20 protein-coding genes are annotated in these 22574 nt (G+C 73.2%); 6 read left to right on the plus strand and 14 right to left on the minus strand.

The genetic code is table 11. From position 1 onward, the window contains the following. The first annotated feature begins 123 nt into the window (after window positions 1-123). Together Voc01_RS45855 and Voc01_RS45860 are read left to right on the plus strand one after the other, a co-directional pair. Window positions 124-2283, plus strand: coding sequence for an elongation factor G-like protein EF-G2 (locus Voc01_RS45855; protein WP_203934065.1), 2160 nt, complete (start codon window positions 124-126; stop codon window positions 2281-2283). A 136-nt stretch (window positions 2284-2419) separates the two neighbouring features. After that, complete coding sequence (locus Voc01_RS45860; protein WP_203934066.1) at window positions 2420-4339, plus strand: serine hydrolase; 1920 nt, start codon at window positions 2420-2422, stop codon at window positions 4337-4339. 15 nt (window positions 4340-4354) lie between these two features. Here the strand turns inward: Voc01_RS45860 and Voc01_RS45865 are convergent, their stop codons facing one another. Further along, window positions 4355-4531: a hypothetical protein gene (locus Voc01_RS45865; RefSeq protein WP_203934067.1), complete on the minus strand. Its 177-nt coding sequence runs from the start codon at window positions 4529-4531 to the stop codon at window positions 4355-4357. A gap of 64 nt (window positions 4532-4595) precedes the next feature. On the opposite strand from Voc01_RS45865, the gene Voc01_RS45870 reads away from it, so the two are divergent. Further along, on the plus strand, window positions 4596-5048 hold the full coding sequence (locus Voc01_RS45870) for a MarR family winged helix-turn-helix transcriptional regulator (RefSeq protein ID WP_239160967.1): 453 nt from the start codon (window positions 4596-4598) through the stop codon (window positions 5046-5048). A gap of 171 nt (window positions 5049-5219) precedes the next feature. Here Voc01_RS45870 and Voc01_RS45875 read toward each other — a convergent pair whose 3' ends face one another. The 12 genes from Voc01_RS45875 to Voc01_RS45930 form a co-directional block, all read right to left on the minus strand. Next, entirely contained in the window at window positions 5220-6767 is a 1548-nt protein-coding gene (locus tag Voc01_RS45875; RefSeq protein ID WP_275423822.1) for an AMP-binding protein, read from the minus strand. Further along, window positions 6754-7521 carry an enoyl-CoA hydratase/isomerase family protein gene (locus Voc01_RS45880; RefSeq protein ID WP_203934070.1) on the minus strand — a complete coding sequence of 256 codons (768 nt, stop codon included), beginning with the start codon at window positions 7519-7521 and terminating at the stop codon, window positions 6754-6756. The genes Voc01_RS45875 and Voc01_RS45880 overlap by 14 nt, the downstream gene beginning before the upstream one ends. Then, window positions 7518-8015 (minus strand): HIT family protein, encoded by a 498-nt coding sequence (locus tag Voc01_RS45885; protein ID WP_203934071.1) that lies wholly within the window; start codon window positions 8013-8015, stop codon window positions 7518-7520. Before Voc01_RS45885 ends, Voc01_RS45880 begins: the two co-directional genes overlap by 4 nt. A gap of 10 nt (window positions 8016-8025) precedes the next feature. Further along, window positions 8026-10029, minus strand: a complete 2004-nt coding sequence (gene thrS, locus Voc01_RS45890) for a threonine--tRNA ligase (protein WP_203934072.1) — start codon at window positions 10027-10029, stop codon at window positions 8026-8028. 154 nt (window positions 10030-10183) lie between these two features. Beyond that, entirely contained in the window at window positions 10184-12778 is a 2595-nt protein-coding gene (locus tag Voc01_RS45895) for a VIT domain-containing protein (RefSeq protein WP_203934073.1), read from the minus strand. After that, window positions 12775-13371, minus strand: coding sequence for a MerR family transcriptional regulator (locus tag Voc01_RS45900; protein ID WP_203934074.1), 597 nt, complete (start codon window positions 13369-13371; stop codon window positions 12775-12777). Before Voc01_RS45900 ends, Voc01_RS45895 begins: the two co-directional genes overlap by 4 nt. A gap of 39 nt (window positions 13372-13410) precedes the next feature. Continuing rightward, window positions 13411-14067 carry a glycosyltransferase family 2 protein gene (locus Voc01_RS45905; RefSeq protein ID WP_203934075.1) on the minus strand — a complete coding sequence of 219 codons (657 nt, stop codon included), beginning with the start codon at window positions 14065-14067 and terminating at the stop codon, window positions 13411-13413. Further along, window positions 14061-14669, minus strand: coding sequence for a class I SAM-dependent DNA methyltransferase (locus Voc01_RS45910; protein ID WP_203934076.1), 609 nt, complete (start codon window positions 14667-14669; stop codon window positions 14061-14063). Before Voc01_RS45910 ends, Voc01_RS45905 begins: the two co-directional genes overlap by 7 nt. Beyond that, a complete protein-coding gene (locus tag Voc01_RS45915) occupies window positions 14666-15376 on the minus strand; it encodes a PIG-L deacetylase family protein (RefSeq protein WP_239160968.1) in 711 nt (236 codons plus the stop codon). The genes Voc01_RS45910 and Voc01_RS45915 overlap by 4 nt, the downstream gene beginning before the upstream one ends. Continuing rightward, a complete protein-coding gene (locus Voc01_RS45920; RefSeq protein ID WP_239160969.1) occupies window positions 15373-16272 on the minus strand; it encodes an acyl-CoA dehydrogenase family protein in 900 nt (299 codons plus the stop codon). The genes Voc01_RS45915 and Voc01_RS45920 overlap by 4 nt, the downstream gene beginning before the upstream one ends. 419 nt (window positions 16273-16691) lie before the next feature. After that, window positions 16692-18068 (minus strand): sensor histidine kinase, encoded by a 1377-nt coding sequence (locus Voc01_RS45925; RefSeq protein WP_373873955.1) that lies wholly within the window; start codon window positions 18066-18068, stop codon window positions 16692-16694. Further along, window positions 18065-18730, minus strand: a complete 666-nt coding sequence (locus Voc01_RS45930) for a response regulator transcription factor (protein WP_203934079.1) — start codon at window positions 18728-18730, stop codon at window positions 18065-18067. Before Voc01_RS45930 ends, Voc01_RS45925 begins: the two co-directional genes overlap by 4 nt. 83 nt (window positions 18731-18813) lie before the next feature. On the opposite strand from Voc01_RS45930, the gene Voc01_RS45935 reads away from it, so the two are divergent. From Voc01_RS45935 to Voc01_RS45945, 3 genes are read left to right on the plus strand one after another with little or no spacing between them, the layout of a single operon-like run. Then, the gene (locus Voc01_RS45935; protein ID WP_203934080.1) at window positions 18814-19899 is read left to right on the plus strand and encodes a LolA family protein; all 1086 of its coding nucleotides are present in this window, start codon (window positions 18814-18816) and stop codon (window positions 19897-19899) included. Beyond that, window positions 19889-20830: an ABC transporter ATP-binding protein gene (locus Voc01_RS45940; RefSeq protein ID WP_203934081.1), complete on the plus strand. Its 942-nt coding sequence runs from the start codon at window positions 19889-19891 to the stop codon at window positions 20828-20830. Before Voc01_RS45935 ends, Voc01_RS45940 begins: the two co-directional genes overlap by 11 nt. Next, window positions 20817-21695, plus strand: coding sequence for an ABC transporter permease (locus Voc01_RS45945; RefSeq protein ID WP_203934082.1), 879 nt, complete (start codon window positions 20817-20819; stop codon window positions 21693-21695). The genes Voc01_RS45940 and Voc01_RS45945 overlap by 14 nt, the downstream gene beginning before the upstream one ends. Window positions 21696-21732: 37 nt before the next feature. Here Voc01_RS45945 and Voc01_RS45950 read toward each other — a convergent pair whose 3' ends face one another. Continuing rightward, window positions 21733-22554: an MHYT domain-containing protein gene (locus Voc01_RS45950; protein ID WP_203934083.1), complete on the minus strand. Its 822-nt coding sequence runs from the start codon at window positions 22552-22554 to the stop codon at window positions 21733-21735. Window positions 22555-22574: the final 20 nt, after the last annotated feature.

Consider the following 22574-nt stretch of genomic DNA (forward strand, 5'->3'; position numbering starts at 1 on the left):
ACTGAGAGTTTCTGGAAGGTTTCACGATGGGGTTGTGTCCGCTGACGTTCGGGTGTGGGATCGCTTCAACAGCGAGTGGACGTGAGGTGTCTCACATCTGAACCGTTCCAAGGGAGGCGCGCGATGGCGCAGAAGAACCAGGACAAGGGGGTCGCCGGCGCAGTGCCGGCGGTGAGCGACCCCGGCAGGGTACGTAACGTGGTGCTGGTCGGTCACTCCGGCGCCGGCAAGACCTCCCTGGTGGAGGCACTGCTGGCGGTCACCGGAACCGTCAGTCGGGCCGGTTCGGTCACCGAGGGCACCACGGTGTGTGACTCCGACCCCGCGTCGGTGAAACAGCAACGGTCCGTCGCGCTCGCGTGCGCGCCGGTCACGCACGAAGGCATCAAGGTCAACCTGCTGGACACGCCCGGCTACGCCGACTTCGTCGGCGAGCTGCGAGCCGGGCTGCGCGCCGCCGACGCCGCCCTGTTCGTGGTCTCGTCGGTCGACGGCATGGACGCCGCGACGGCCGCGCTCTGGGAGGAGTGCGCCGCGGTCGACATGCCCCGCGCGGTGGCGATCTGCCGCCTGGACCACCAGCGGGCCGACTTCGAGGAGACCCTCGCGGAGTGCCAGCGCGTGTTCGGTGACAACGTGCTCCCCCTGTACCTCCCGCTGCACGGTGACGACGGCCAGAGCGTCGCCGGCCTCATCGGGCTGATCACCCAGCGGGTCTTCGACTACTCTGCCGGCTTCCCGCCGACCGTGCGCGACCCCGACGCCGAGCACCTGCCGCTGATCCAGGAGTCCCGCAACGCCCTGCTCGAGGGGATCATCGCCGAGAGCGAGGACGAGACGCTCATGGAGCGCTACCTCGAGGGCGAGGACATCGAGACGTCGGTGATCATCGAGGACCTGGAGAAGGCGGTCGCCCGCGGCCACTTCTACCCCGTGATCCCCGTCTGCGCCGAGACCCGGGTCGGCCTCGACGCCCTGCTGGAGGTGCTGACCAGCGGGTTCCCGTCGCCGCTGGAGCACCCGCTGCCCGCGGTCGCCGGCGTCGACGGCAGCCCGCGCGAGCCGCTCACCTGTGACCCCGACGGCCCGCTCGTCGCCGAGGTCGTCAAGACCACGATCGACTCCTACGTCGGCCGGGTGAGCCTGGTACGCGTCTTCTCGGGCACGCTGCGTCCCGAGTCCGTGGTCCACGTCTCCGGGCACGGCATGAGCGAGCGCGGCCACCCCGACCACGACAACGACGAACGCTTCGCGCACCTCTACTCCCCCCTCGGCTCGACGCTGCGCGAGGTGAGCGCGTGCGTCGCCGGCGACATCTGCGCGATCACGAAGTCGACCAGCGCCGAGACCGGCGACACGATCTCCGGCAAGGACAACCCGCTGCTCATCGAGCCGTGGGAGATGCCCGAACCGCTGCTGCCGGTCGCGATCGTGGCCAAGACGCGGTCAGACGAGGACGCGCTGGCCAAGAACCTGGGCCGGCTGGTCGCCGGCGACCCGACGATGCGGCTGGAACGCAACGCCGAGACCCACCAGCTGGTGCTGTGGTGCATGGGCGAGGCGCACGCCGACGTCGTGCTCGACCGGCTGAAGTCCGGCGGCGTCGACCTCGACACGGAGCCGGTGAAGGTCGCCCTGCGCGAGACGTTCGTCGCGGCGTCGAAGGGGCACGGGCGGCACGTCAAGCAGAGCGGCGGGCACGGCCAGTACGCGGTCTGCGACATCGAGGTGGCGCCGCTGCCGCGCGGGTCGGGCTTCGAGTTCGTCGACAAGATCGTCGGCGGGGTGGTGCCGCACAACTACATCCCCTCGGTCGAGAAGGGTGTCCGCGCCCAGATGGAGCGCGGGATCGTCGCCGGTCACCAGGTCGTCGACGTCCGGGTGACGCTCTTCGACGGCAAGGCCCACTCGGTCGACTCGTCCGACGCCGCGTTCCAGACCGCCGGCGCGCTGGCGCTGCGCGAGGCGGCCGAGCACGGGCAGGTCGCGCTGCTCGAGCCGGTCGACGAGGTGACGATCCGCGTGCCCGACGCCTTCGTCGGTGCGGTGATGAGCGACCTGTCCGGCCGTCGGGGCAGGGTGCTCGGCACCGAGCCCGACCCGGGCGGTCACGAACGCACGCTGGTGAGGGCCGAGGTGCCGGCCACGGAGCTGGTGCGGTACGCCGTCGAGCTGCGGGCGATGACCTCGGGCGCCGGCACGTTCAACCGGGTCTTCGCCCGGTACGACCAGATGCCCACGCACCTCGCGGAGTCGGTGAAGAAGGAGCACGCCAAGACCTGATCCCTCCCCCCGGACGACCGTGGACGCCGATGGTGCTGTCGGGCGTCCACGGTCGTCCCTTGTCCGCTCTGTCCGTTCGGGGGGTCGCGGGCCGCTCGTTCGACCCGGCACACTGCCCTCCACGGAGGGGTGCGTAGTGATCCAGGTCCCGGCCGGTCGGCGGCGGCTGGCCCGCCTTGTCGGCGCGGCGCTCGTGAGCGTGGCCACGGCCGTCGTGCTCACGGTCGCACCGACGGCGTCGGCCGATCCGGGCGCGGTCTCGAAGGCATGGGACCCGGACGAGACGGCCTGGGCCTCCGTGCGCGCCCGCACCGCCGACGAGTTCGCCCACGACGTGCGGACCCGGACCGGCACCGGCTACCTCCTCACCGACCTCGAGGCCGACACGTTCGGCGGCGACCTGCGGCTCGGCGGGGTCTTCCACCGCAACCCCGACCGGCGCCGCTCGGTGGTCGAGCCGCGGCTCACCGGGCCGGAGTACCGCGACCGGGCGGAGCGGGCCGACGCGGCCGGCCTGCGGCTGGTCGACCTGGAGGTCTACGACCTGGGCGGGGTGCGTCACTACGCCGCGGCGTGGGTGGAGGACGTCGAGGGGCTCGCGGGCCCCGACGCGCACGACCTCACCTACGACCAGCTCCTCGCCGCCGAGGCCGAGCAGCGGCGGCTCGGCCGTCGACCGGTCGACTTCGACGCCTACCCGACGCCGGCCGGCACCCGGTACGCCGTGGTCTGGGTCGACAACCCGCAGGCGCTCACCTGGCGCCTCGACGGCGACCTCAGCGCCGCCGAGTACGAGCGGCGCGCCGCCGGGTACGCCGGTGACGGGCTGCGGCAGGTCGGGTTCGACTCGGTCGGCGGCCGTTACGGCGGCATCTGGACCGAGAACCGCAACCTGCGGCAGTGGCTGTCGTACCGCGACCTGTCGGCGCGGCAGTACGCCAACCTGTGGCACCGCAACGTCGACCTCGGCTACCGGGAGATCTTCGCCGGCACGTACCGCGCGGCCGGCGGGGTGCGGTACGCGTCGATCTGGCGGGCCAACAGCGACCGGCCGACGTGGCCGCTGCGGGGTCCGGTCGACGCGACGGTCGACCGGCTGGTCGGTTCGACCCCGGGCGTCAGCGTGTCGGTGGTGCAGCGGGGCCGCACGGTCTACCAGCGCGGTTTCGGCCACGCCGACCTGGCCGGCGACGTGTGGATGGACTCCGACCACGTGCTGCGCACGGCGTCGGTGGCCAAGGCGGTGGCCGGCATCCTCACGCTGCGGCTGGAGGAGCAGGGCGTGCTGTCGCGGAAGGACACCGTCGCCGGTGACCTCCCGGGTCTGCCCGCGCAGCACCGGCGCACCACGTACGAGGAGTTCGTGAGCAACCGCGGCTGCGTGCGTCATTACGGCGGCCGTGCCGACGCGGTGCTGGCCGCGACCGGCTACCGCACCGCGCGCGACGCCGCCCCGCTGTTCTGGAACGACCCGCTGGTGGCCGGCTGCACCGTGGGCGTGACCGACTCGTACAGCACCCACGGCTACACGCTGGCCGCGGCCGGCATGGAGGCCGCGAGTGGCGGCACCCCGGTGGCCGACCTGCTCCGCCAGCGCCTGTGCGAACCGCTGGGCCTGACCACGCTGCGCCAGGAGAACCCGTCGGACCCGTCGGTGCGCCGCTCGAAGATCTACGAGGGCCGCACCGAGGTGCCCCGCGACCAGCTTTCCTGGAAGACGCTCGGCGGCGGCCTGGAGACCACGCCGAAGGACCTGACCCGGCTGGGCTCGCGCCTGCTGGCCGGCGCCGTGCTGGGCCGCGGCAACGTCGAGTACCTGTGGAGCGGCACCGGCTGGGGCTACTCGTACGGCTTCGGGATCGGGTCCGAACGCGGTCACCGCCGCGCGGCGAAGAACGGGTCCCAACGCGGAGCCGACTCGTTCTGGCTGATCTACCCCGACGACGGGATCGTGATCGCCGTGATGGCCAACCGCAAGGCCCCGGGCGGCGGGGTGGCCCCGGCGGAGGCGATCGCCAACGAGATCGGCCGCCAGATGCTGGCCTCCCTGGGCTGACCCCTGGCAGGGGCGTCAGGACCGGCGGGCCGCGCGCTCCTCGGCGGCGAGGCGCTTGCGCTCGGCCCAGTGGCGCTTCCACTGCTCCCGTGCCTCGGTGGAGCCGCCGTGGAGGGCGTTGTCGACGGTGGCCGGGCCGTAGAAGAAGAACAGCGCCTTCCAGTGGAAGTGGCCCTTGACCTTCTCGTTCACGATTACCTCCACACCAATGATTGGTGTACCAATGATATGCACACCATGGGTTAGGATGGAAGACGTGACCGGCCCCGTCGACCCGAGCCCTCAGGATCTCCTCGACCTGGAGCGGCAGGTGTGTTTCGCGCTCGCGGTGGCCTCGCGCAACGTCATCGCGCTGTACCGGCCGCTGCTGGAACCGATGGGGCTGACCCACCCGCAGTACCTGGTGATGCTGGCGCTGTGGCAGCACGCCCCGCTGTCGGTGCGCGAGCTCGGGCACCTGCTGCAGCTCGACCCGGGCACGCTGTCGCCGCTGCTCAAGCGCCTGGAGGCCGGTGGGCTGATCCGCCGCCAACGCAACCCGCACGACGAGCGCGCCCTCGCCGTCACCCTCACCGACGCCGGTCAGGAGCTCCGTGCCGAGGCCCTGAAGATCCCGCCGGCGGTGGTCGAGCGGCTGGGCCTGCCGCTGGAGAACCTGGAACGCCTGCACGCGGCGCTCACCGAGGTCATCAAGGCGACAACGCCCTAGCCAGCCCGGCGGCGGGCACCGCGCGGTGCCCGGGCGGCAGTTCCAGCCGGAAGCTCAGCTCCGGCCCGACCGGGAGCCCGGCGGAGGCGGGTCAGTGGGCGACGTTCCACGGGTCGCCAGCGGCCGGAGCCTCCGACGGCACTCCGAAGAGCAGCGTGCAGGGGTCGGGGGTCATCCGGCCGACCAGGCCGTCGGGGTGATGCCGCGGGCCTTCAGGGCGTGCTTCTCGACCTTCTCGGTGGGCGTCTTCGGCAACGAGGGCACCACGTCGACGTAGGCCGGCAGCATGTGCCGCGCCATCCGGGACGCGCACCAGGCGACCAGCGACGCGGGGTCGACCGACCGGCCGGGCCGGGGCACGACCGCGACCATCACGTCCTCCTCGGTCAGCTCGCTCGGCACCCCGTACGCGGCGGCCTCCAGCACGTCCGGGTGCGCGCCGACGACCTCCTCCACCTCGAACGCGGAGATGTTCTCGCCGCGGCGGCGGATCGAGTCGGACAGCCGCCCCACGAAGTAGACGTACCCGTCGGGGTCCCGGCGCACGAGGTCGCCGGTGTGGAACCACAGGTTGCGCCGCGCGGCCAGCGACTCCGCCGGCATGCCGAGGTAGCCGTCGTTGATGAGGCCGGGCTCGTTCGGCCGCACGACGAGCTCGCCCACGGTGCCCGGTGGCACCGGCTCATCAGAAGGGTCGACGACCTGCACGTCGTAGGCGGGGATCGGCCGCCCGCAGGCGCCGGGCCGTCTCGGGAGGTCCGGGTCGGAGTAGATGGGGACGCCGACGTCCGTCGATCCGTAGGCCTCGACCAACCGGACGCCGAAGCGCTCCTCGAACTCGGCGGCGAACTCGGGCATCGGCACGCCCCAGCCGAGGCGCACCCCGTGGTCGCGATCGTCCACCTGGGACTGTCGCTTGTGGAGGATCGTCAGCGTGGCGCCCATGAAGTCGAACGCGGTGGCGCCCATCGCCCGCACCTCGGGCCAGAACCCCGACGCGCTGAACCGTTCCCCGATCGCCGCCGTGGCACCGAGCACGAGCGCCGGCATCACGGTCATCACCGTCGCGTCGAGGTGGAACAGCGGGAAGGGGCAGTACAGCACGTCGTCGGCGCGCAGCCGGAAGTTCTCCACCATCAGCTCGGCCTGCCGCACCGCGAACCGGTGCGACAGCAGGCAGCCCTTGGAGCGGCCGGTGGTGCCGGACGTGAACAGCACGAGCGCCGGGTCGGCCGGCTGGGGCTGCACCGCCGGCACGGGATCGCCGGGCTCCTCCAGCACCGCGTACGGCAGCACCGTCCACTGTGGAAAGAGGGTCGCGTCGTGGTCGCCGCGCACGATCAGCGTGCGCACCGTCGTCAGTTCACTGTGGACGGACGTGAGCGCGCCGACCAGCGTGTGGTCGACGACGAGCACCCGGGCGCCGGTGAGGTTGAGCGCGTGCGCGAGGGCCGGGCCGCGGAACGCGGTGTTCACCGGTGCCGCCACCGCGGCGATGCGGTTCGCGCCGAACCAGGTGACCACCGCCTCCGGGCAGTTCGGGAGCAGCACGGCCACGAGGTCGCCCGCCCCCACCCCGAGACCCGTGAAAGCCCGAGCGGCCAGCTGACTCAGCGCGTCACATTGCCTGTAACTCAGCTCGCGCCCGGCGAAGCGCAGGAACACGTGCGAAGCGTGAGTGTCGGCGCGCTGCGAGAGCAGCGCGCTAGTTGTCCGCACGGCGGTGCTTGCGTTCGGCGAACGTGCGCAGGCGTTGCTGGAGCTCCTCGTTGGCGAAGCCTTCGAGGACGGCGGCGGCCTCCGCGTCGAGGGTCTCCTGCCACGGGCGCGGGTCGGCGTTGAGAAGCTCCTTGGTGAGGCGCACCGCCTCCTTCGCGTACTGCGCCGCCTGATGCGCCATCGCGACCGCCTTCGCCTCCAGGTCGTAGACCGGCACGACGCGCGTGACGAGCCCGACCCGCAGCGCCGACGCGGCGTCGAGCACGGTGCCGAACAGGAGCAGCTCGCGGGTCCAGCCCTCGCCGATGAGCTGACGCAGCAGCACCGACGAGCCGTTCGACAGCGTGAGGCTCCACTCGACCTCGGGGCAGGCGAAGCGGGCGTTGTCGGCGGCGATACGGGCGTCGCAGTTGACCGCGATCTCCAGCCCGCCGCCGTACGCGTAGCCGCCGACGGCCGCGATCACCGGCTGCGGCGCGAACCGCAGCGCCGTGGCCAGCTCCTGGAACTGGGCCGCCTGCGCCTTCATCTGGTCGGGCGTCAACGACGCGGCGGCGACGAGGTCCTCGCCGGTGTTGAACGCCCTGGGGCCGCCGGTGAGCACGATCGACCGGACGTCGGGGTCGGCGGTGGTCGCCTTCACCGTCTGCAGGAGGAGGTCGAGCGCCGCGGGGTCGAGGGCGTTGTGGACCTCGGGGCGGTTCATGCGGACGACGGCGACCGCACCGTCGCGCGTGACCTCGACGGTGCTCATGCCCACGCCTGCTTGAGGAGGTCCCGCGTGTCGTGCAGGAGCTGCGGCAGCACCTTGGTGCGGCCGATGACGGGCATGAAGTTGGTGTCGCCGCCCCACCGCGGCACGACGTGCTGGTGCAGGTGCGCCGCGATGCCGGCGCCGGCCACCGATCCCTGGTTCATTCCGAGATTGAACCCGTGCGGGCTGCTGACCGCACGCACAACCCGCATGGCGGACTGCGTGAACTCGGCCAGCTCCAGGGTCTCGGCCGCGTCGAGGTCGGTGTAGTCGGCGACGTGACGGTAGGGGCAGACCATCAGGTGACCCGGGTTGTACGGGTACAGGTTCAGGACGGCGAAGACCTTCTCGCCCTTCCTGACGACGAGGTCGTCCGCGGTGCAGAACGGACAGCCCGACGGTTTGTCGTAGCCCTCGGCCGGTTTCTCCGCACCGGAGATGTAGACCATCCGGTGCGGAGTCCAGAGTCGTTCGAGATCGTCGGGCGTGCTCATGCCCGAGATCCTATTCCGCGGCCGACGGCCCTTCGTTCACTCTGCTTTCCACGATCCGCACCACGTGCTCGATGGCCTCGTCGAGCGGGACGTTGTTGCGCTGCGACCCGTCGCGGTACCGGAAGGACACGGTTCCGCCCTCGACGTCCTGATCGCCGGCCAGCACCATGAACGGGATCTTCTGCTGCTGCGCGGTGCGGATCTTCTTCTGCATGCGGTCGTCGGAGTGGTCTGTTTCCGCGCGGATTCCACGCTTCCGCAGCGTCGCCACGAACTCGTCGAGGTACGGCGCGTGGTCGTCGCGGATCGGGATGCCGACCACCTGCACCGGCGCCAGCCACGCGGGGAACGCGCCGGCGTAGTGCTCGGTGAGGACGCCGAAGAACCGCTCGATCGACCCGAACAGCGCGCGGTGGATCATCACCGGCCGCTGACGGGTGCCGTCGGCCGCCGCGTACTCCAGCTCGAAGCGGGGCGGCAGCTGGAAGTCGACCTGGATCGTCGACATCTGCCACGTGCGTCCGATGGCGTCCTTCGCCTGGACGGAGATCTTCGGGCCGTAGAAGGCCGCGCCGCCCGGGTCGGGTACCAGTTCGAGGCCGGACGCCTCGGCGACCTGCTGGAGCGTCGCGGTGGCCTCGTCCCAGTCCTTCTGGTCGCCGATGAACTTCGGGGAGTCGTCGCGGGTGGACAGCTCCAGGTAGAAGTCGGTCAGCCCGTAGTCCTTCAGGAGGTTGAGGACGAAGGTGAGCAGGCTGGTCAGCTCGTCGGCCATCTGCTCGCGGGTGCAGTAGATGTGCGCGTCGTCCTGGGTGAAGCCGCGGGCCCGGGTGAGGCCGTGCACCACGCCGGACTTCTCGTACCGGTACACCGAGCCGAACTCGAACAGCCGCAGCGGCAGCTCACGGTAGGACCGACCGCGCGAGCGGTAGATCAGGTTGTGGCCGGGGCAGTTCATCGGCTTCGGGTAGTACCGGGCGCCCTCCAGCTCCATGGGCGGGTACATGCCCTCGGCGTACCACTGCAGGTGCCCGGAGATCTCGAACAGCGTGCCCTTGGAGATGTGCGGCGTGTTGACGAACGAGTAGCCCTCCTCCTCGTGCCGGCGCCGCGAGTAGTCCTCCATGACCCGCCGGATGATGCCGCCCTTCGGGTGGAACACCGGCAGGCCCGAGCCGATCTCCTCGGGGAAGCTGAACAGGTCGAGGTCGGCGCCGAGCTTGCGGTGGTCGCGCTTGGCGGCCTCCTCCAGCATGCGCAGGTGGTCCTTGAGCGCGTCGCGGGTTGGCCAGGCGGTGCCGTAGATCCGCTGCAGCTGCGGGTTCTTCTCGCTGCCGCGCCAGTAGGCGGCGGCGCTCCTCATCAGCTTGAACGCGGGAATGAGCCTGGTGGTGGGCAGGTGCGGGCCGCGGCACAGGTCGGACCAGCAGGTCTTGCCCGACTCGGCGTCGAGGTTGTCGTAGATGGTGAGGTCGCCGGCGCCGACCTCCACCAGCTCCTGGTCTCCCGGATCACCCTTGATGTCGACCAGTTCGAGCTTGAACGGCTCGTCCTTCAGCTCCTGCTTGGCCTCGTCGAGGCTGGCGAAACGGCGCCGGCGGAACCGCTGGCCGGCCTTGATGATCTCCTGCATGCGCTTCTCGAGCTTCGACAGGTCGTCGGGCTGGAAGGGCTTCTTCACGTCGAAGTCGTAGTAGAAGCCGTTCTCGATCGGCGGGCCGATGCCGAGCTTCGCCTCGGGGAAGACGTCCTGGACGGCCTGGGCGAGCACGTGCGCGGTGGAGTGCCGCAGGACGTTGAGCCCGTCGGGGCTCGACATCGGCACCGGCTCGACCTCGGTGTCGTGCTCCGGCGCCCAGTCGAGGTCGCGGAGCCTGCCGTCGGCGTCGCGCACCACGACGATCGCGTTCGGGCCGTTGGCCTGCAGCCCGGCCTCGGCCACGGCCGTGGCCGCCGTCGTGCCCGCGGGCAGGGCGAGGCGGTCGGGCGGGGCTGCGGCGCGTGATGAGGACACGGTTGATCTCCTTGATCGGGCTCCTGTCGACCGATCGTATCGGCCGAGCCCGCCCACCCCGCGCGGCAGGGCCAAGCGCCACCCCCGGCGATCTTGGACACTTGTGCATCGGATTCGATGGACAAGCGTCCAAGATCTACCGGCGGACGGGGCTCTACCTCTTCCAGAACGGGCGGCGCCTCTGCTCGGCCGGTTCACCGGCGAGCGCCAGGAGCGCCGCCTCGGTGCGCGCCCACAGCTGCGGCGTCGCCTCGCCGGTGCCGAGGAGCTCGGTCGCCAGGTCGGCGTACCCGGCCAGCGTGGGGTCGGTCGGTGCGGCCACGCGCAGCTGGGTCACCGCGTCGCTCAACCAGCGGCCGGCCACGCGCAGCGCGTGCAGGCGGTCGCCGTCGGACCGGGTTGCGGCGGCCCGCAGCTTCGCGAGCTCGGCCCGCGCGCCGGTGGCGAGCTGGCCGGCCAGGTCCTCCGGCCGCACCGGACGCGGGGTCGCCTGCACCGGGGGCAGCGGCCGCGGCGCGACCGGCTCCGGGGGCAGCGGCGGCGCGACCGGCTCCGGCGACGCCGGCGGGCCGAACGGCGGCGGGGCGGAGTACCGGCGCTCGGCCCGCGGCTGCGCCCCGTCCGCCGACAGGTCGAGCTCGTACTCGGCGGCGTACAGGTCCCGTCCCGGACCGCCCGACGCGACCGTCGGCGGTCCACCGGGCGCGGCCGGCGCGGGCGCACCACCGGGCGCACCACCCGGCGCGGCCCCGGACATGGCGGGCGGCGGCCCCCCAGGAGCGGCACCGGGCGCGGGCGGCGGCGCGCCGGTGACAGACGCGAACTTCGCCCGCGACCGCCGGGCCCCCATGGGTGCCGCCATCGCCGTCCCGTAGGCGACCGGTCGCAGCGCGCCCTGCGGCATGTCCCACCCGGACACCGGCTCGACCGGCTGCACCACCTTGTGCGGACCGCCCTCGGCCACCACCCGGTCGTCGACTGCGACGTACGCGGTGAACCGGCACAGCACGCCGAACCGCAGCGACGTCTCGACGATGCGCTTCTCCAGGTCCGACGCGCCGCCGCGGGCGGTCACGGCGTACCGGTCCTCGAGGTCGCGTACGTGTGCGCGGGCCCAGATCGCGGTGGCGGCCGGGTTGTCGTGGCGCTCGCCGGCCACGTCGGCCCGCCAGGGTGTGCCGTCGGCGGCGGTGCCGTGTACCACCAGCCGTCCGTCGTCGCCGGTGTAGCGGCCCCGGATCACCAGGGGCACACCGGGGAACAGGTCGGGCAGCCGGGTCGGCGCGACCGTGTCGTCCACAATGGACAGTCCGTGCGGAACGAGCGACAGGTTCGTCACCAGCGGCGAACCGATCCGGCGGTGGAGGTTCGCCATCACGTCGTCGAGCTGGTCCTCGCTCTCGACGAGCTCGAACAGTCCTCCGCCCGCGGAAGCCAGCCGGCCCAGGAAGCCGGCGTTGACGGCCCGGTCGATGCCGATGGTGTGCACGCGGATGCCGGTGAGGTCGCCGATCTGGCCGAGGATCTGGTCCTCGTTGCCGACCTGGCCGTCGGTCACCAGTACCAGCACGAGGTCGCGCGACCGGTCCGTGAGAAGGGCGCGTCCCTCGCGGAGCGGCGCGAGCATCTCGGTGCCGCCGCGGGCGTCCACTGAGGACAGATGCCGCACGGCCCGGTACCGGTTGCGGTCGGTGGCCGCGACGAGCCCGGCCGGTAGCCCCTCGACGTGGTCGACCACGTGGTCGAACGTGAGCACGGCGAACCGGTCGGCGTCGGTGAGCGTGTCGACGATGCGGGCCGCGGCGCGCCGGGCGCTGACCATCTTCCAGCCGCCCATGCTGCCCGACCGGTCGAGCACGAGCACCACGTCACGCGGACGCGGCGGCGCGCTGCCGGCCGGTGGCAGCACGGTGAGCTCGAAGGTGCCGTCGTGCAGGCCGAGAACCGGTGCCGTCTCGGCGGAGCCGTAGTCCAGGCGCAGCACGAAGTCGCGGTCGGCCCGCTCTCCGGGCGCGATCCGCCACCGTCCGTCCACGTCGGACACCGCGTGCAGGCTCGACCGCACGGCGCCGAGCGGCAGTCCGGCCGGGTCGACGCCGACGTCGATCGACAGCCGCACCGGGCTCGGGAACCCGGGCAGCAGCACGGGTGGCGTGATCCGCGACGCGTCGGGCACCGCGTCGGTGTCGACCACGACGCCGTCGCCGGCCTGCCCGCCTCCGAGCGGCGCGCCCGGGATGTACCGCGGGGCGACGACCAGCGGGAACCGGAACAGCGCCGCACCGTCCGACATGGACAGTGGACCGGCGAGCGTCAGGATCACCGAGACCTGTTCCCCCGGAACGATGTTGCCGACCCGCATCGTGAACACGTCGGGCCGGTCCTCCTCGGCGATGGAGGCCCGCTGTCCGGCGGCGATGGCGCGGTCGTACGTCTCGCGGGCCTCGCCGCGCTCCTGCAGCGTCGCCTGGACGGTGCGGTCGGCGGCCACCATCTTCATGCCGGTGACGGCGGCGCGGTCGGGCAGCGGGAAGATGTACGTCGCTTCGAGCGGCTGGTCGTAGGTGTTCACGAACTGTTGCGTCAGCTCGACCCGGTACACCAGGCCGGTGATGTCGGTCTTCACGTCGACCGCGGCGAGCGGCAGGTTTCCGCGCTCGGTGCGCAGGCAGCCGATGCCACCATCGTCGAGCGGCCCGGACAGCCGGCCCGCCTGCTCGTCGGTCATCGGCACGATCTGAACTGTCATCGTTGTCCCCTCGCGTCGCCGTTCAGGAGGCCGCGTGCGGCCAGGAGGTCGATCAGTGGTTCGGCCGCGGCGCGCAGCGCCGCGAGGTCGTCGTGGTCGGGCCGCGCCGGCAGCAGCAGCACCGCACCCCCGTCCAAGGGGACGCCCGTGAGCACGTCCTGGTATGTGCGGTGCACGGTCCCGGCGCTGTCGCGCACGGTCTCGGGGGCGGCGGCGGTGACCGGTTCCGCCCAGAACGCACGCCGAGGTGCCTCCGGGGCCTCCGCGGCCTGCTCCGGATCGACCCCAGCGAGCTCGTACAGCACGGCGTCGGTGACGCCCACCAGCTCCGCCTGGATCTCGGCGAGCGACCGCCCCTGCGCCTGCCGCCGCTTGATCGCGACGAGCTGGGCGAGGTGCCGCGGCCCGTACAGCGCGGTGCGCCCGCGCATCCCGGCGGGCCGGTCGAGCAGCCCGATCGTGGTGTACCAGCGGATCGCCCGCCGGTCAGGCACCTCCCGGACGCGGCCGTTGGGCGCACCGGGGTAGTCGGCCGCTCCCAGCGCGCCCGAAACCCTGGCGACCAGCTCGTCCAGCGTCCACTCGATGCCCATGCCGACGACAGTAACACTGTCACACCAACTATGACAGTGTCAGATTCGGCGCCGGCGCAGCCGCTCCAGGAACACGGAGAAGCCGTCCGGTGCCCGCGCCGCCCGGCGGGCGCTGGTCACCACCGGGCTGCTCCCGTCGTGCACGACCCGGTACCCGGCCCGGCGGGCCCGGGCCACCAGGTCGTGGTCCTCACCGACCGCGAGCGCGTCGAAGCCGCCGACCGCGACGTAGGCCGGGGTGGCGCACCCGAGGTTCGCGCCGTGCACGTGTGGCCGGTTGGCCGCGTAGTGCCGCTCGAACCGGTCGCGCACGGACGGCGGATGCGGTGTCCAGTCGACGACGTCGATCTCGCCGACCAGCACGTCGGTGCCGGCGGCCGCGTGCGCCAGGTGCCAGGCGAGCCAGCCGGTGGGCACGAGGCTGTCGGCGTCGGTGGTCGCGAGCCACGTCGCGCCGGTGCGGACCGCGTGGGCCATGCCGGCGGCCCGCGCCCGGCCGACGTTGCGGTCGCCGACCTCGATCACCGTGGCGCCGGCGCCGGCCGCGACCGCCGCGGTGGCGTCGGAACACGCGTCGGCGACGACGATCACCTCGACGTCGGACCCCGCCGCGGCCCGCCGGACGCTCGTCACGCAGGCGCCCACCGCGAGCGCCTCGTCGTGCGCGGGCACGACGACCGCGACCCGGTTCAGCACAGACCCTCCGCCTGCGCGACGGACCGCGCCGCGGGTGGGACCCGGCTGAACACCTCCAGCCGGAAGTCGGTCTCCTCGTGCGCGGCCACCCGTTCCAGGCCCGGCAGCGCACCGATCACCTCGTGCACGTCGTCGCCGGAGCGCACGTGCTCGGCCACCGGGTGCCGCCAGTGCACCGCCAGCAGCGTGCCGCCCGGTTCGAGAGCCTCGCCCGCGTGCCGCACCAGCCGGTCGAGCTCGTCGTCGTCGAAGTAGTAGCCGAGCTCCGACAGCACGACGAGGTCGAACCGCCCGGGCGGCCAGTCGTCGGGCATCCGCCGCCGTTCGACGGTCACGTGCGGGTGGGGCGCGCAGCGCGCGCGGGCGGCGCTGACCGCGACCTCGACGGTGTCGACGGCGAGCACCCGGTCGCACCGGGCCGCCAGCAGATCGGTCAGCAGCCCGGTGGCGCACCCGGGCTCGAACGCCGCCCGGTACCGCCGCCACGGCAGCGACGCCATCACGATCGCCCGTTTGCGCTCCTCGTACCAGCGGCCGGCGAAGTCCCAGGGATCCTCGGCGCCGGCGTACATCGTCTCGAAGTACCCGGCCGGCGTGCTCACACCAGCACCGTCTCGAACGGCCGCTCGAATCGGGCGAGCACCGCCGGCGGGAGGATCGGGGCGTCGGCGGGTTCCGGACCGAGGGGCCCGGTCTGGCTGCGGAACTCCGCCACCGCGGCCCTCTTCCGTTCCCGGACGTCGGCGTCGAGGTCGATCCGGCGCGCCCGCTCCCACGGCACCCGCGGGTCACCGGGGCGGGCCCAGTGCCACATCCACACCGGGTACTCCAGCAGCCGCGCCCCGGTCCGCGCGCAGGCGGTGGCCGCGGCCCGGCCGACCGCCTCGTGGTCGGGGTGGCCGTCGCCGCGCCAGGTGGCGAAGCACCAGCGGCCGGGCCACAGCAGCGGGGTGAGCGCCGCGGCCAGCGCCGCCTCGTCGATGCCGCCGTCGGGTTGGCCCAGCCGGTGCACCAGCACCGGGTCGACGCCGAGCCGGTCGAGGGCCGCGTCGGTCTCCTCGCGCCGGAGCGCGGCGAGCTTCGCCGGCGTGTACACCGTGGACCCGGGGTGCGAGGCCTCGCCGTCGGTCACGGCGAACACGTCTGCGGCGCCGAGGATCGCCATGGCGCCGCCCACGCCGAGGATCTCGTCGTCGGGGTGCGGCGCCACCACCAACGGCGGGTCGTGCGCGTCCCACTCCAGCGCCGGGAAGGCGTCCAGGGAGCTCCAGGCGGCTTCGTCGGTGCCGTCACCCTCGATCGCGATCACCGCGCGGCCGCCGCGAGGGAGCCGAGCAGCTGCAGATCCCGCTCGGCGTGGCTCTGCCGCAGGTAGACGGTCAGGTCGGCGACGCGGGCGGCGTGCCCGGCGTCCCGGCACAGCGGCGCGGCGCCGAGTGCCCGGCCGACCCGGTCGATCACCTCGGTCGCCGTGGCCTCGACGACGGCGCGGACCTGACGGGCCAGCCGTTCGTCGACCCGGTCGGGTGCGGCGTCGATCCGGGCCGCGGCGTCGAGCAGCAGTGCCCTGGCCGCCGCGAGCCGGGCGTCGACCGCGCCGAGGTGCGCGAGGGCGTGCGGGTCCAGGTCGCGGTCGAGGGCCGCGGTCGTCAGAGCGTCGGAGACGCCGACGGCGCCGCCGAACCAGCACGCCGCCACCCCGATTCCGCCGTGCCAGAACCCGGGCCGGTCGGTGTACTCGCCGGGCCGGCCGACCGGCGTCGCCGCGGCGGCGGCGAACCGCACCGTGCGGCTGTCGCTGCGCGCCATTCCGACCGCGGGCCAGGTGCCGTCGAGCGGGGTGGCCCCGGCCCGCGCCAGGTCGACCGCGAACAGCCTGATGCCGTCCGGAGCCTTCGCCGTGACCAGGGCGAAGGCGCAGGCGGCCGCCCCCGAGCACCACGGCCGGTCACCGTCGAGCCGCCATGCCCCGTCGGCCGGCGTCGCGGTGACCGAGGCGGGCACCGCCGCCCATACCCCCCACGGTTGCGCCCGTTGCCCGTCGTCGATGCCGACGCCCAGTTCCGCCAGGATCGCGATGGCGTCGGCGTGCCCTTCGGCCAGCCGCGCCAGCACCGGATCCTGCCTGCCCAGCTCGGCCAGCCGCAGGAACCGTTCCGCGGTGCGGCCACCGCCCGGCAGGGGCAGCTCCTTGACCGCGGACACAAAGTCCGGAAACCCGACCAACCCCGCACCCGCCCGTCGTCGCGCCATGTCCCCCTGGCAGGTGCCCCACCCAAGCAAGATCAAACCCCCGGCGACCCCGCCACGATCGCGCGCTGGCAACCGAAGCCCGGCCGCCGCGCTGACCGAGTGCGTGGAGGTGCGCCGCCGCACCGCCCCACGCGCCCTTCCCCGCGCCGCCGCACGCGCCCCTCCCCGCGCCGCCACACGCGCCCCTCCCCGCGTCGATCTTGCAGTGGTGGCCGCACCTATGTAATGACATGTCGTGTTTTAGGTGAGGCCACAACTGCAAGATCGGCGCGCCGCCTCGGGCGGCACCACGGCGGGGCCCGGGCGCGGCGGGCGGCCCGACGCAGCGGCGACCCGGACGCGGCGGCGGGCGGCCCGGACGCGGCGGCGGGTCAAGGTGCGGGGATCAGGGCACGGGTCAGCGGTAGGCGGATCGTGGCTCGCAGGCCCGGGCCGGCGTCCGCAAGTGTCACCGAGCCGTCGTGTCTGCGTACCAGTTCGCGGACGATGGCCAGGCCCAGCCCGCTGCCGCCCTCGTCGCGGGCGCGGGCGTCGTCGAGGCGGGTGAAGCGGTCGAACACTCGCTCCCGGTCGACCTCCGGGATGCCCGGCCCGTCGTCGGTCACCTCGATCACGGCGTGTCCGGCCTCCGGGTAGCCGGTCAGCGTCACCCGGCCGGCGGCGTGCCGCACGGCGTTGTCGAGGAGGTTGGCCACCGCGCGCAGCAGGGCGTCGTGCTCGCCCAGCGTCGTCAGGTCCGGGCCGTCGTCCAGCACCAGGGTGACCGGGACGCGCGCGCCGCGCGAACGGTCGCGGGCCTCGCGGAGCACGTCGGCGACGTCGACCGGGGCGAAGCGGTCCTTCGCGGGGGCGGCCCCCGAACCGGCGTCGTCGGCGCGGGCGAGCAGGAGCAGGTCGTCGACGAGGCGGCTCAGCCGCACCACGTCGGCGAGCAGGTCGGGTACCAGGTCGGGCGGGATGCCGTGCCGGCCGGCGACCTCGAGTTCGGTGCGCATCGCGGTCAGCGGGCTGCGCAGTTCGTGCGCGGCGTCGGCGACGAACGCGCGCTGCCTCGCCCGGGCGGCCGACAGCCGGTCGAGCATGCCGTTGAGCGTGATGGCCAGGCGCTGGATCTCGTCCTCGGAGCAGGGCACCGGCAGCCGGTCGTCGCGGCGGGAACCGGTGATCGACTCCGCGCCCGCCCGCAGCTGCTCGACGGGGCGCAGCGCCGCGCCGACCACCCGCCACCCGACCACGCCGATCGCGATGACCAGCACCGGGTAGACCACGAGGAGGTGCCCGCGCAGCACACCCATGCTCCGGTACATCTCGCCCACGGGCCGCCCGACGACGACAGTGTCGTCACCGGCCGGCAGCGCGACGACCCGGATCGGCCCCTCGACGGTGGCCCGCGACCCGTGGACGTACCGGTAGTTGCCCTTGCGGGCCTCCGCCAGCTCCTTCGGCTGCAGCAGCGGCACCAGCCGGTCGGCGCCGATCGACGCCGAGCGCACCCGGCCCTGGGCGTCGACCACCTGCACCAGCTGGCCGCCGGAGACCGGCAGCGGGTCCGACAGCCGCCCCTCGGCGGCGAGGGCGGCGACCTCGCGGGCGGTGCTCTCGGCCGCGGTGTCGATCGACCGCTGCAACGCGAGCCCGAGCACCCCGAACAGCACGACCCCGCCGACGAGGAACCCGACGCCGAGGCCGCAGGTGCCGAGGATCACCAGGCGCGCCCGCAGGGACCGGCCGCGCCACCAGCGCATCACGGCGTGCCGCCGGCCAGCCGGTAGCCCGCGCCGCGCACCGTCTCCAGGCGGTCGCGGCCGAGCTTGCGCCGCAGGTAGCCGATGTAGACCTCCACCACGTTGGGCGCGGTGTCGGCGGCGGCGTCCCACACGTGGTCCAACAGCTCGATCTTGGAGACCACCCGGTCGGGGCGGCGCATCAGGTACTCGAGCAGGGCGTACTCGCGGGCGGTGAGCGTCACCGGCTCTCCCCCGCTGGTCACCGACCGCGACGCCGGGTCGAGCTCGATGTCGCCGACGGCGAGCACCGTGGGGCGTGACGGCGCGCCGCGGCGCAGCAGGGCCCGCAGCCGGGCCAGGAGCACCACGTACGAGAAGGGCTTGGTGAGGTAGTCGTCGGCGCCGCAGTCGAGGCCGTCGGCCTGGTCGTACTCGCCGTCCTTGGCCGAGAGCATGAGCACGGGCAGCCAGTGCTCCTCGGCCCGCAGCTGGCGCACCACGCGGTAGCCCGACAGGCCGGGCAGCATCACGTCGAGGATCATCGCGTCGTAGTCACCGTGCCGGGCCAGGTCGAGCCCGCTCACCCCGTCGTGGGCCAGGTCGACCGCGAAACCCTCGGCGGCCAGCCCGCGCTGCAACGCCCGGGCCAGCCGCTGCTCGTCCTCCACCACCAGCAACCGCACAAGAGACAGCGTGGCATGCGCACACGCAAAGGGGGAGCGCACTCTCAGCGGCCTCTCAGTGCCGGAGGAGCACCATGTAGGGCATGTCGATCTTTGCTACCCGTCCGGCGTTGCGCTGGCTCGTCCCGGTGGCCGTCACCGCCGTGGTCGTCGGTGGCGGGGCGGCGGCCCGCTCGATCGCGGCGTCCGCCGAACCGTCGTTGCCGGCACGCAGTGCCGCCCAGCTGCTGGTCGACCTGCAGACCGCCACGCTCGACGGCCTCTCCGGCACCGTGCGCACCAACGCCGACCTGGGCCTGCCCGAGCTGCCCGACGTCGGCAGCGGCGAGTCGAGCACCAGCCTCTCCCAGCTCCTGTCCGGCTCGCGCACCGTGCGGGTCTGGTACTCCGGGCCCGACAAGGTGCGGGTCGCGCTGCTCGGGACGCTCGGCGAGTCCGACGTCATCCGCAACGGCGCCGACGTGTGGCAGTGGGACAGCCGGGCCAAGAAGGCCGTGCACCGCACGCTCACCGGCGACGCGGCGAAGCAGCCCAAGGTCCAGGTGCCACAGACGCCGCAGGAGGCCGCCGACCTCGCGTTGCGGTCCCTGGACCCGACCACCACCGTCAGCACCGGCAGCAGCGCCCGGGTCGCCGGCCGCGACGCGTACGAGCTGATCCTCACGCCGAAGGACGGCGCCTCGCTGATCGGCCAGGTGCGCCTGGCGATCGACGCGAGGGAGCACGTGCCGCTGCGGGTGCAGGCGTTCGCGAAGGGCGCCGGCCAGCCCGCGTTCGAGGTGGCGTTCACGCAGGTCACGTTCGACCGGCCGGCCGACTCGCAGTTCGTGTTCAACCCGCCGCCGGGCACGTCCGTCGAGGAGGAGCCGCAGGATCAGGCGCCGGCCACGTCGGGCAAGCCGGACCAGGCGACGAAGGTCATCGGTGACGGCTGGACCGCGGTGCTCGCGGGGACGCTTCCGGCCGCGTCGGGCGCGGGCGCGGAGAACGAGAAGGGACGCGCGCAGGCGCAGACGGTGCTCGACAGCCTGCCCCGCGTGAGTGGCGACTGGGGCAGCGGACGCCTCCTGTCCGGCACACTGTTCTCCGTGCTGCTCACCGACGACAACCGGATCTTCGCCGGCGCGGTCGCCCCGGAGCGCCTCTACGAGGCGGCCCGTGCCAAATAGCACCGACCTGGCGGTCGGTACGACCGGCCTCACCAAGCGGTTCGGCCGCCAGGTCGCCGTCGACGGCGTCGACCTGGCGGTGCCGCGCGGGGCGGTGTACGGGTTCCTCGGGCCGAACGGCTCGGGCAAGACCACCACGATCCGGATGCTGCTGGGCCTGATCCGGCCCAGCGCCGGCGGCCACGCGCTGCTCGGCCGGGCGATGCCCGGGCACGCCGGCGAGGTCCTCCCCCGGGTCGGCGCGCTGGTCGAGGGACCGGCGTTCCACCCGTACCTGTCGGGCCGGGCCAACCTGCACCGGCTCGACGCGGCCGACCGCACCGCCGACCCGCGCACCGCGAAGGCCCGCGTCGACAAGGCGCTCGACCGCGTCGGCCTGCTCGCCGCGGCCACCAAGCGGTACCGGGCCTACTCGCTGGGCATGCGCCAGCGGCTCGCGCTCGCCGCGGCCATGCTGGTCCCCCGCGATCTGCTGATCCTCGACGAGCCGACGAACGGCCTCGACCCGCAGGGCACCCGCGAGGTACGCGCGATCATCGCCGCGCTGGCCGCCGACGGTGCGACCGTGCTGCTGTCGACGCACCTGCTCTCCGAGGTCGAGCAGATCTGCACGCACGTCGGGGTCATGCACCTCGGCAAGCTGGTGGCGCAGGCGCCGCTGGCCCAGCTCCGGGCGCAGGCGGTGCCGCGGGTCCGGGTCGACACCGACCGGCCGGAGGACGCCGCGCGGGTGCTCACCGCGATGGGCGTCACCGAGGTGGAGACGGGCGCGACCGGCGCGACGGGGCTGCCCGGCGACGTCGCGCCGGAGAAGATCGTCGCCGCGCTCGTGCACGACGACGTCCCCGTGCGCGGCTTCATGCTGGTGACGCCCGACCTCGAGGAGCTGTTCGTGTCGCTGACGGGAGAGGGTTTCGATGTCAGCGGTTGAGACCCCCACAGAGGTGCCGGCGAAACCGCGGCTGATCAGTACGCGCTTCATGCGCTCGGAGCTGATGCTCATCTTCGGGCGGCGGAGGAACTGGGCGGGTCTGGCCGTGCTGGGCGCGGTCCCGTTGATCATTGCCGTCGTCACGAAGATCTGGCCGCCGACCGGCGGCCCCGGCCCCGACGGCGGTGAGGGCGGCCCGAGCTTCTTCACCGACATCACCAGCAACGGCCTGTTCGTGGCGCTGACCGCGCTCACGGCGGAGCTGCCGCTGTTCCTGCCGCTGGCCGTGGCCGCGATCGCCGGTGACGCGGTGGCCGGCGAGGCGAACCAGGGCACGCTGCGGTACCTGCTCGCCGTGCCGGTGCAGCGCACCCGGCTGCTGCTGGTGAAGTACGCCGGCGTGGTGGTGTTCGCGTTCGCGGCGGTGCTGCTGGTCGCGTTCGTGGGGACCGTGTCGGGGCTGGCGCTGTTCGGCGGCGGCGACGTGGTGCTGCTGTCGGGCACCACGGTCGGGTTCGGCGAGGGCGTGCTGCGGCTGGTCGGCGTGTGCGCCTACATCGCCGTGGGGCTCTCGGCGCTCGGCGCGATCGGGCTGTTCGTGTCGACGCTCACCGAACAGCCGATCGGCGCCACGATCGCCACGATGATCCTGATCGTGGTGAGCTACATCCTGGACGTGCTGCCGCGGCTCGAATGGCTCGGCCCGTACCTGCCGACCCACTACTCGATGGACTACGGCGAGCTGCTGCGCGACCCGGTCGACCTCGGTGCGCTGCAGCCCGGGCTGTTCTCCGCGGCCTGCTACATCGTGATCTTCCTGACCGCCGCGTGGGCCCGGTTCGCCGGCAAGGACGTATCGAGCTGAGCCGCACCGGGCCGCCGGCGGGCCGGCCCGGTGGGCGTCACTTGTGGCGACCGGTGTCCGCCGGCACCATCGCGGCGTGCTCGTACAGCTCCCGGGCCCGGGCGAGCATCATCTCCTCCTGGTCGTTCTCTCGCCGCACGGTGAACCCCACGGTCGCGTACGCCAGCGAGCTGATCAGCACGCACGCGAGCACCGCGATCGGGGCGAGCAGCTCGAAGGCGCCCATCCCGCCGCTCACCGGCGGCAGGTCGCTGCTCAGCTCGATCCGCACGGCCGCCATCCCGGTGTAGTGCATGCTGCACACCGCGATCGCCATGAGCACCGCGGCCGCGACGGTCGCCGACGCGCCCTGGATGACCGTGGCGAACCACAGCGCCACGGTCGCCGCCACGATCGCGATCGCGAACGAGGCCGCCACCAGCGCCGGGTCGTAGGACAGCGTCCCGGCGAACGTCACCGCCGACATGCCGGTGTAGTGCATGGCGGCCACGCCGATGCCGGTGACGACGCCGCCGGCGACGATCCGGACCACCGTCGGGCGCATCGCGTAGACGGCGAGGAACAGCCCGACGGCCACCACGACGACCGAGATCGCGAAGCTCGCCGCGGTGGTCAGCGGGTCGTAGCGCACGAGCGTCTCGGGGATGTCGAAGCCGAGGATCGCCATGAAGTGCATGAGCCAGATGCCGGTGCCTCCGAGCGCGAACGCCGACATGATCAGCCAGCGCATGCGGCTCGAACCGACGGCCGCCCGGGCCCGGGTGGCCAGCACCAGGCTCAGCAGCGACCCGAGAAATGCCAGGACGAATCCCAGGACGGGGTTGATGAACCCGTACGCGAAGTGATGTACCTCAGCCACCGGGGAATTGACCCACCTCC

This window comes from Virgisporangium ochraceum (assembly GCF_016863655.1).
GTDB lineage: Bacteria > Actinomycetota > Actinomycetes > Mycobacteriales > Micromonosporaceae > Virgisporangium > Virgisporangium ochraceum.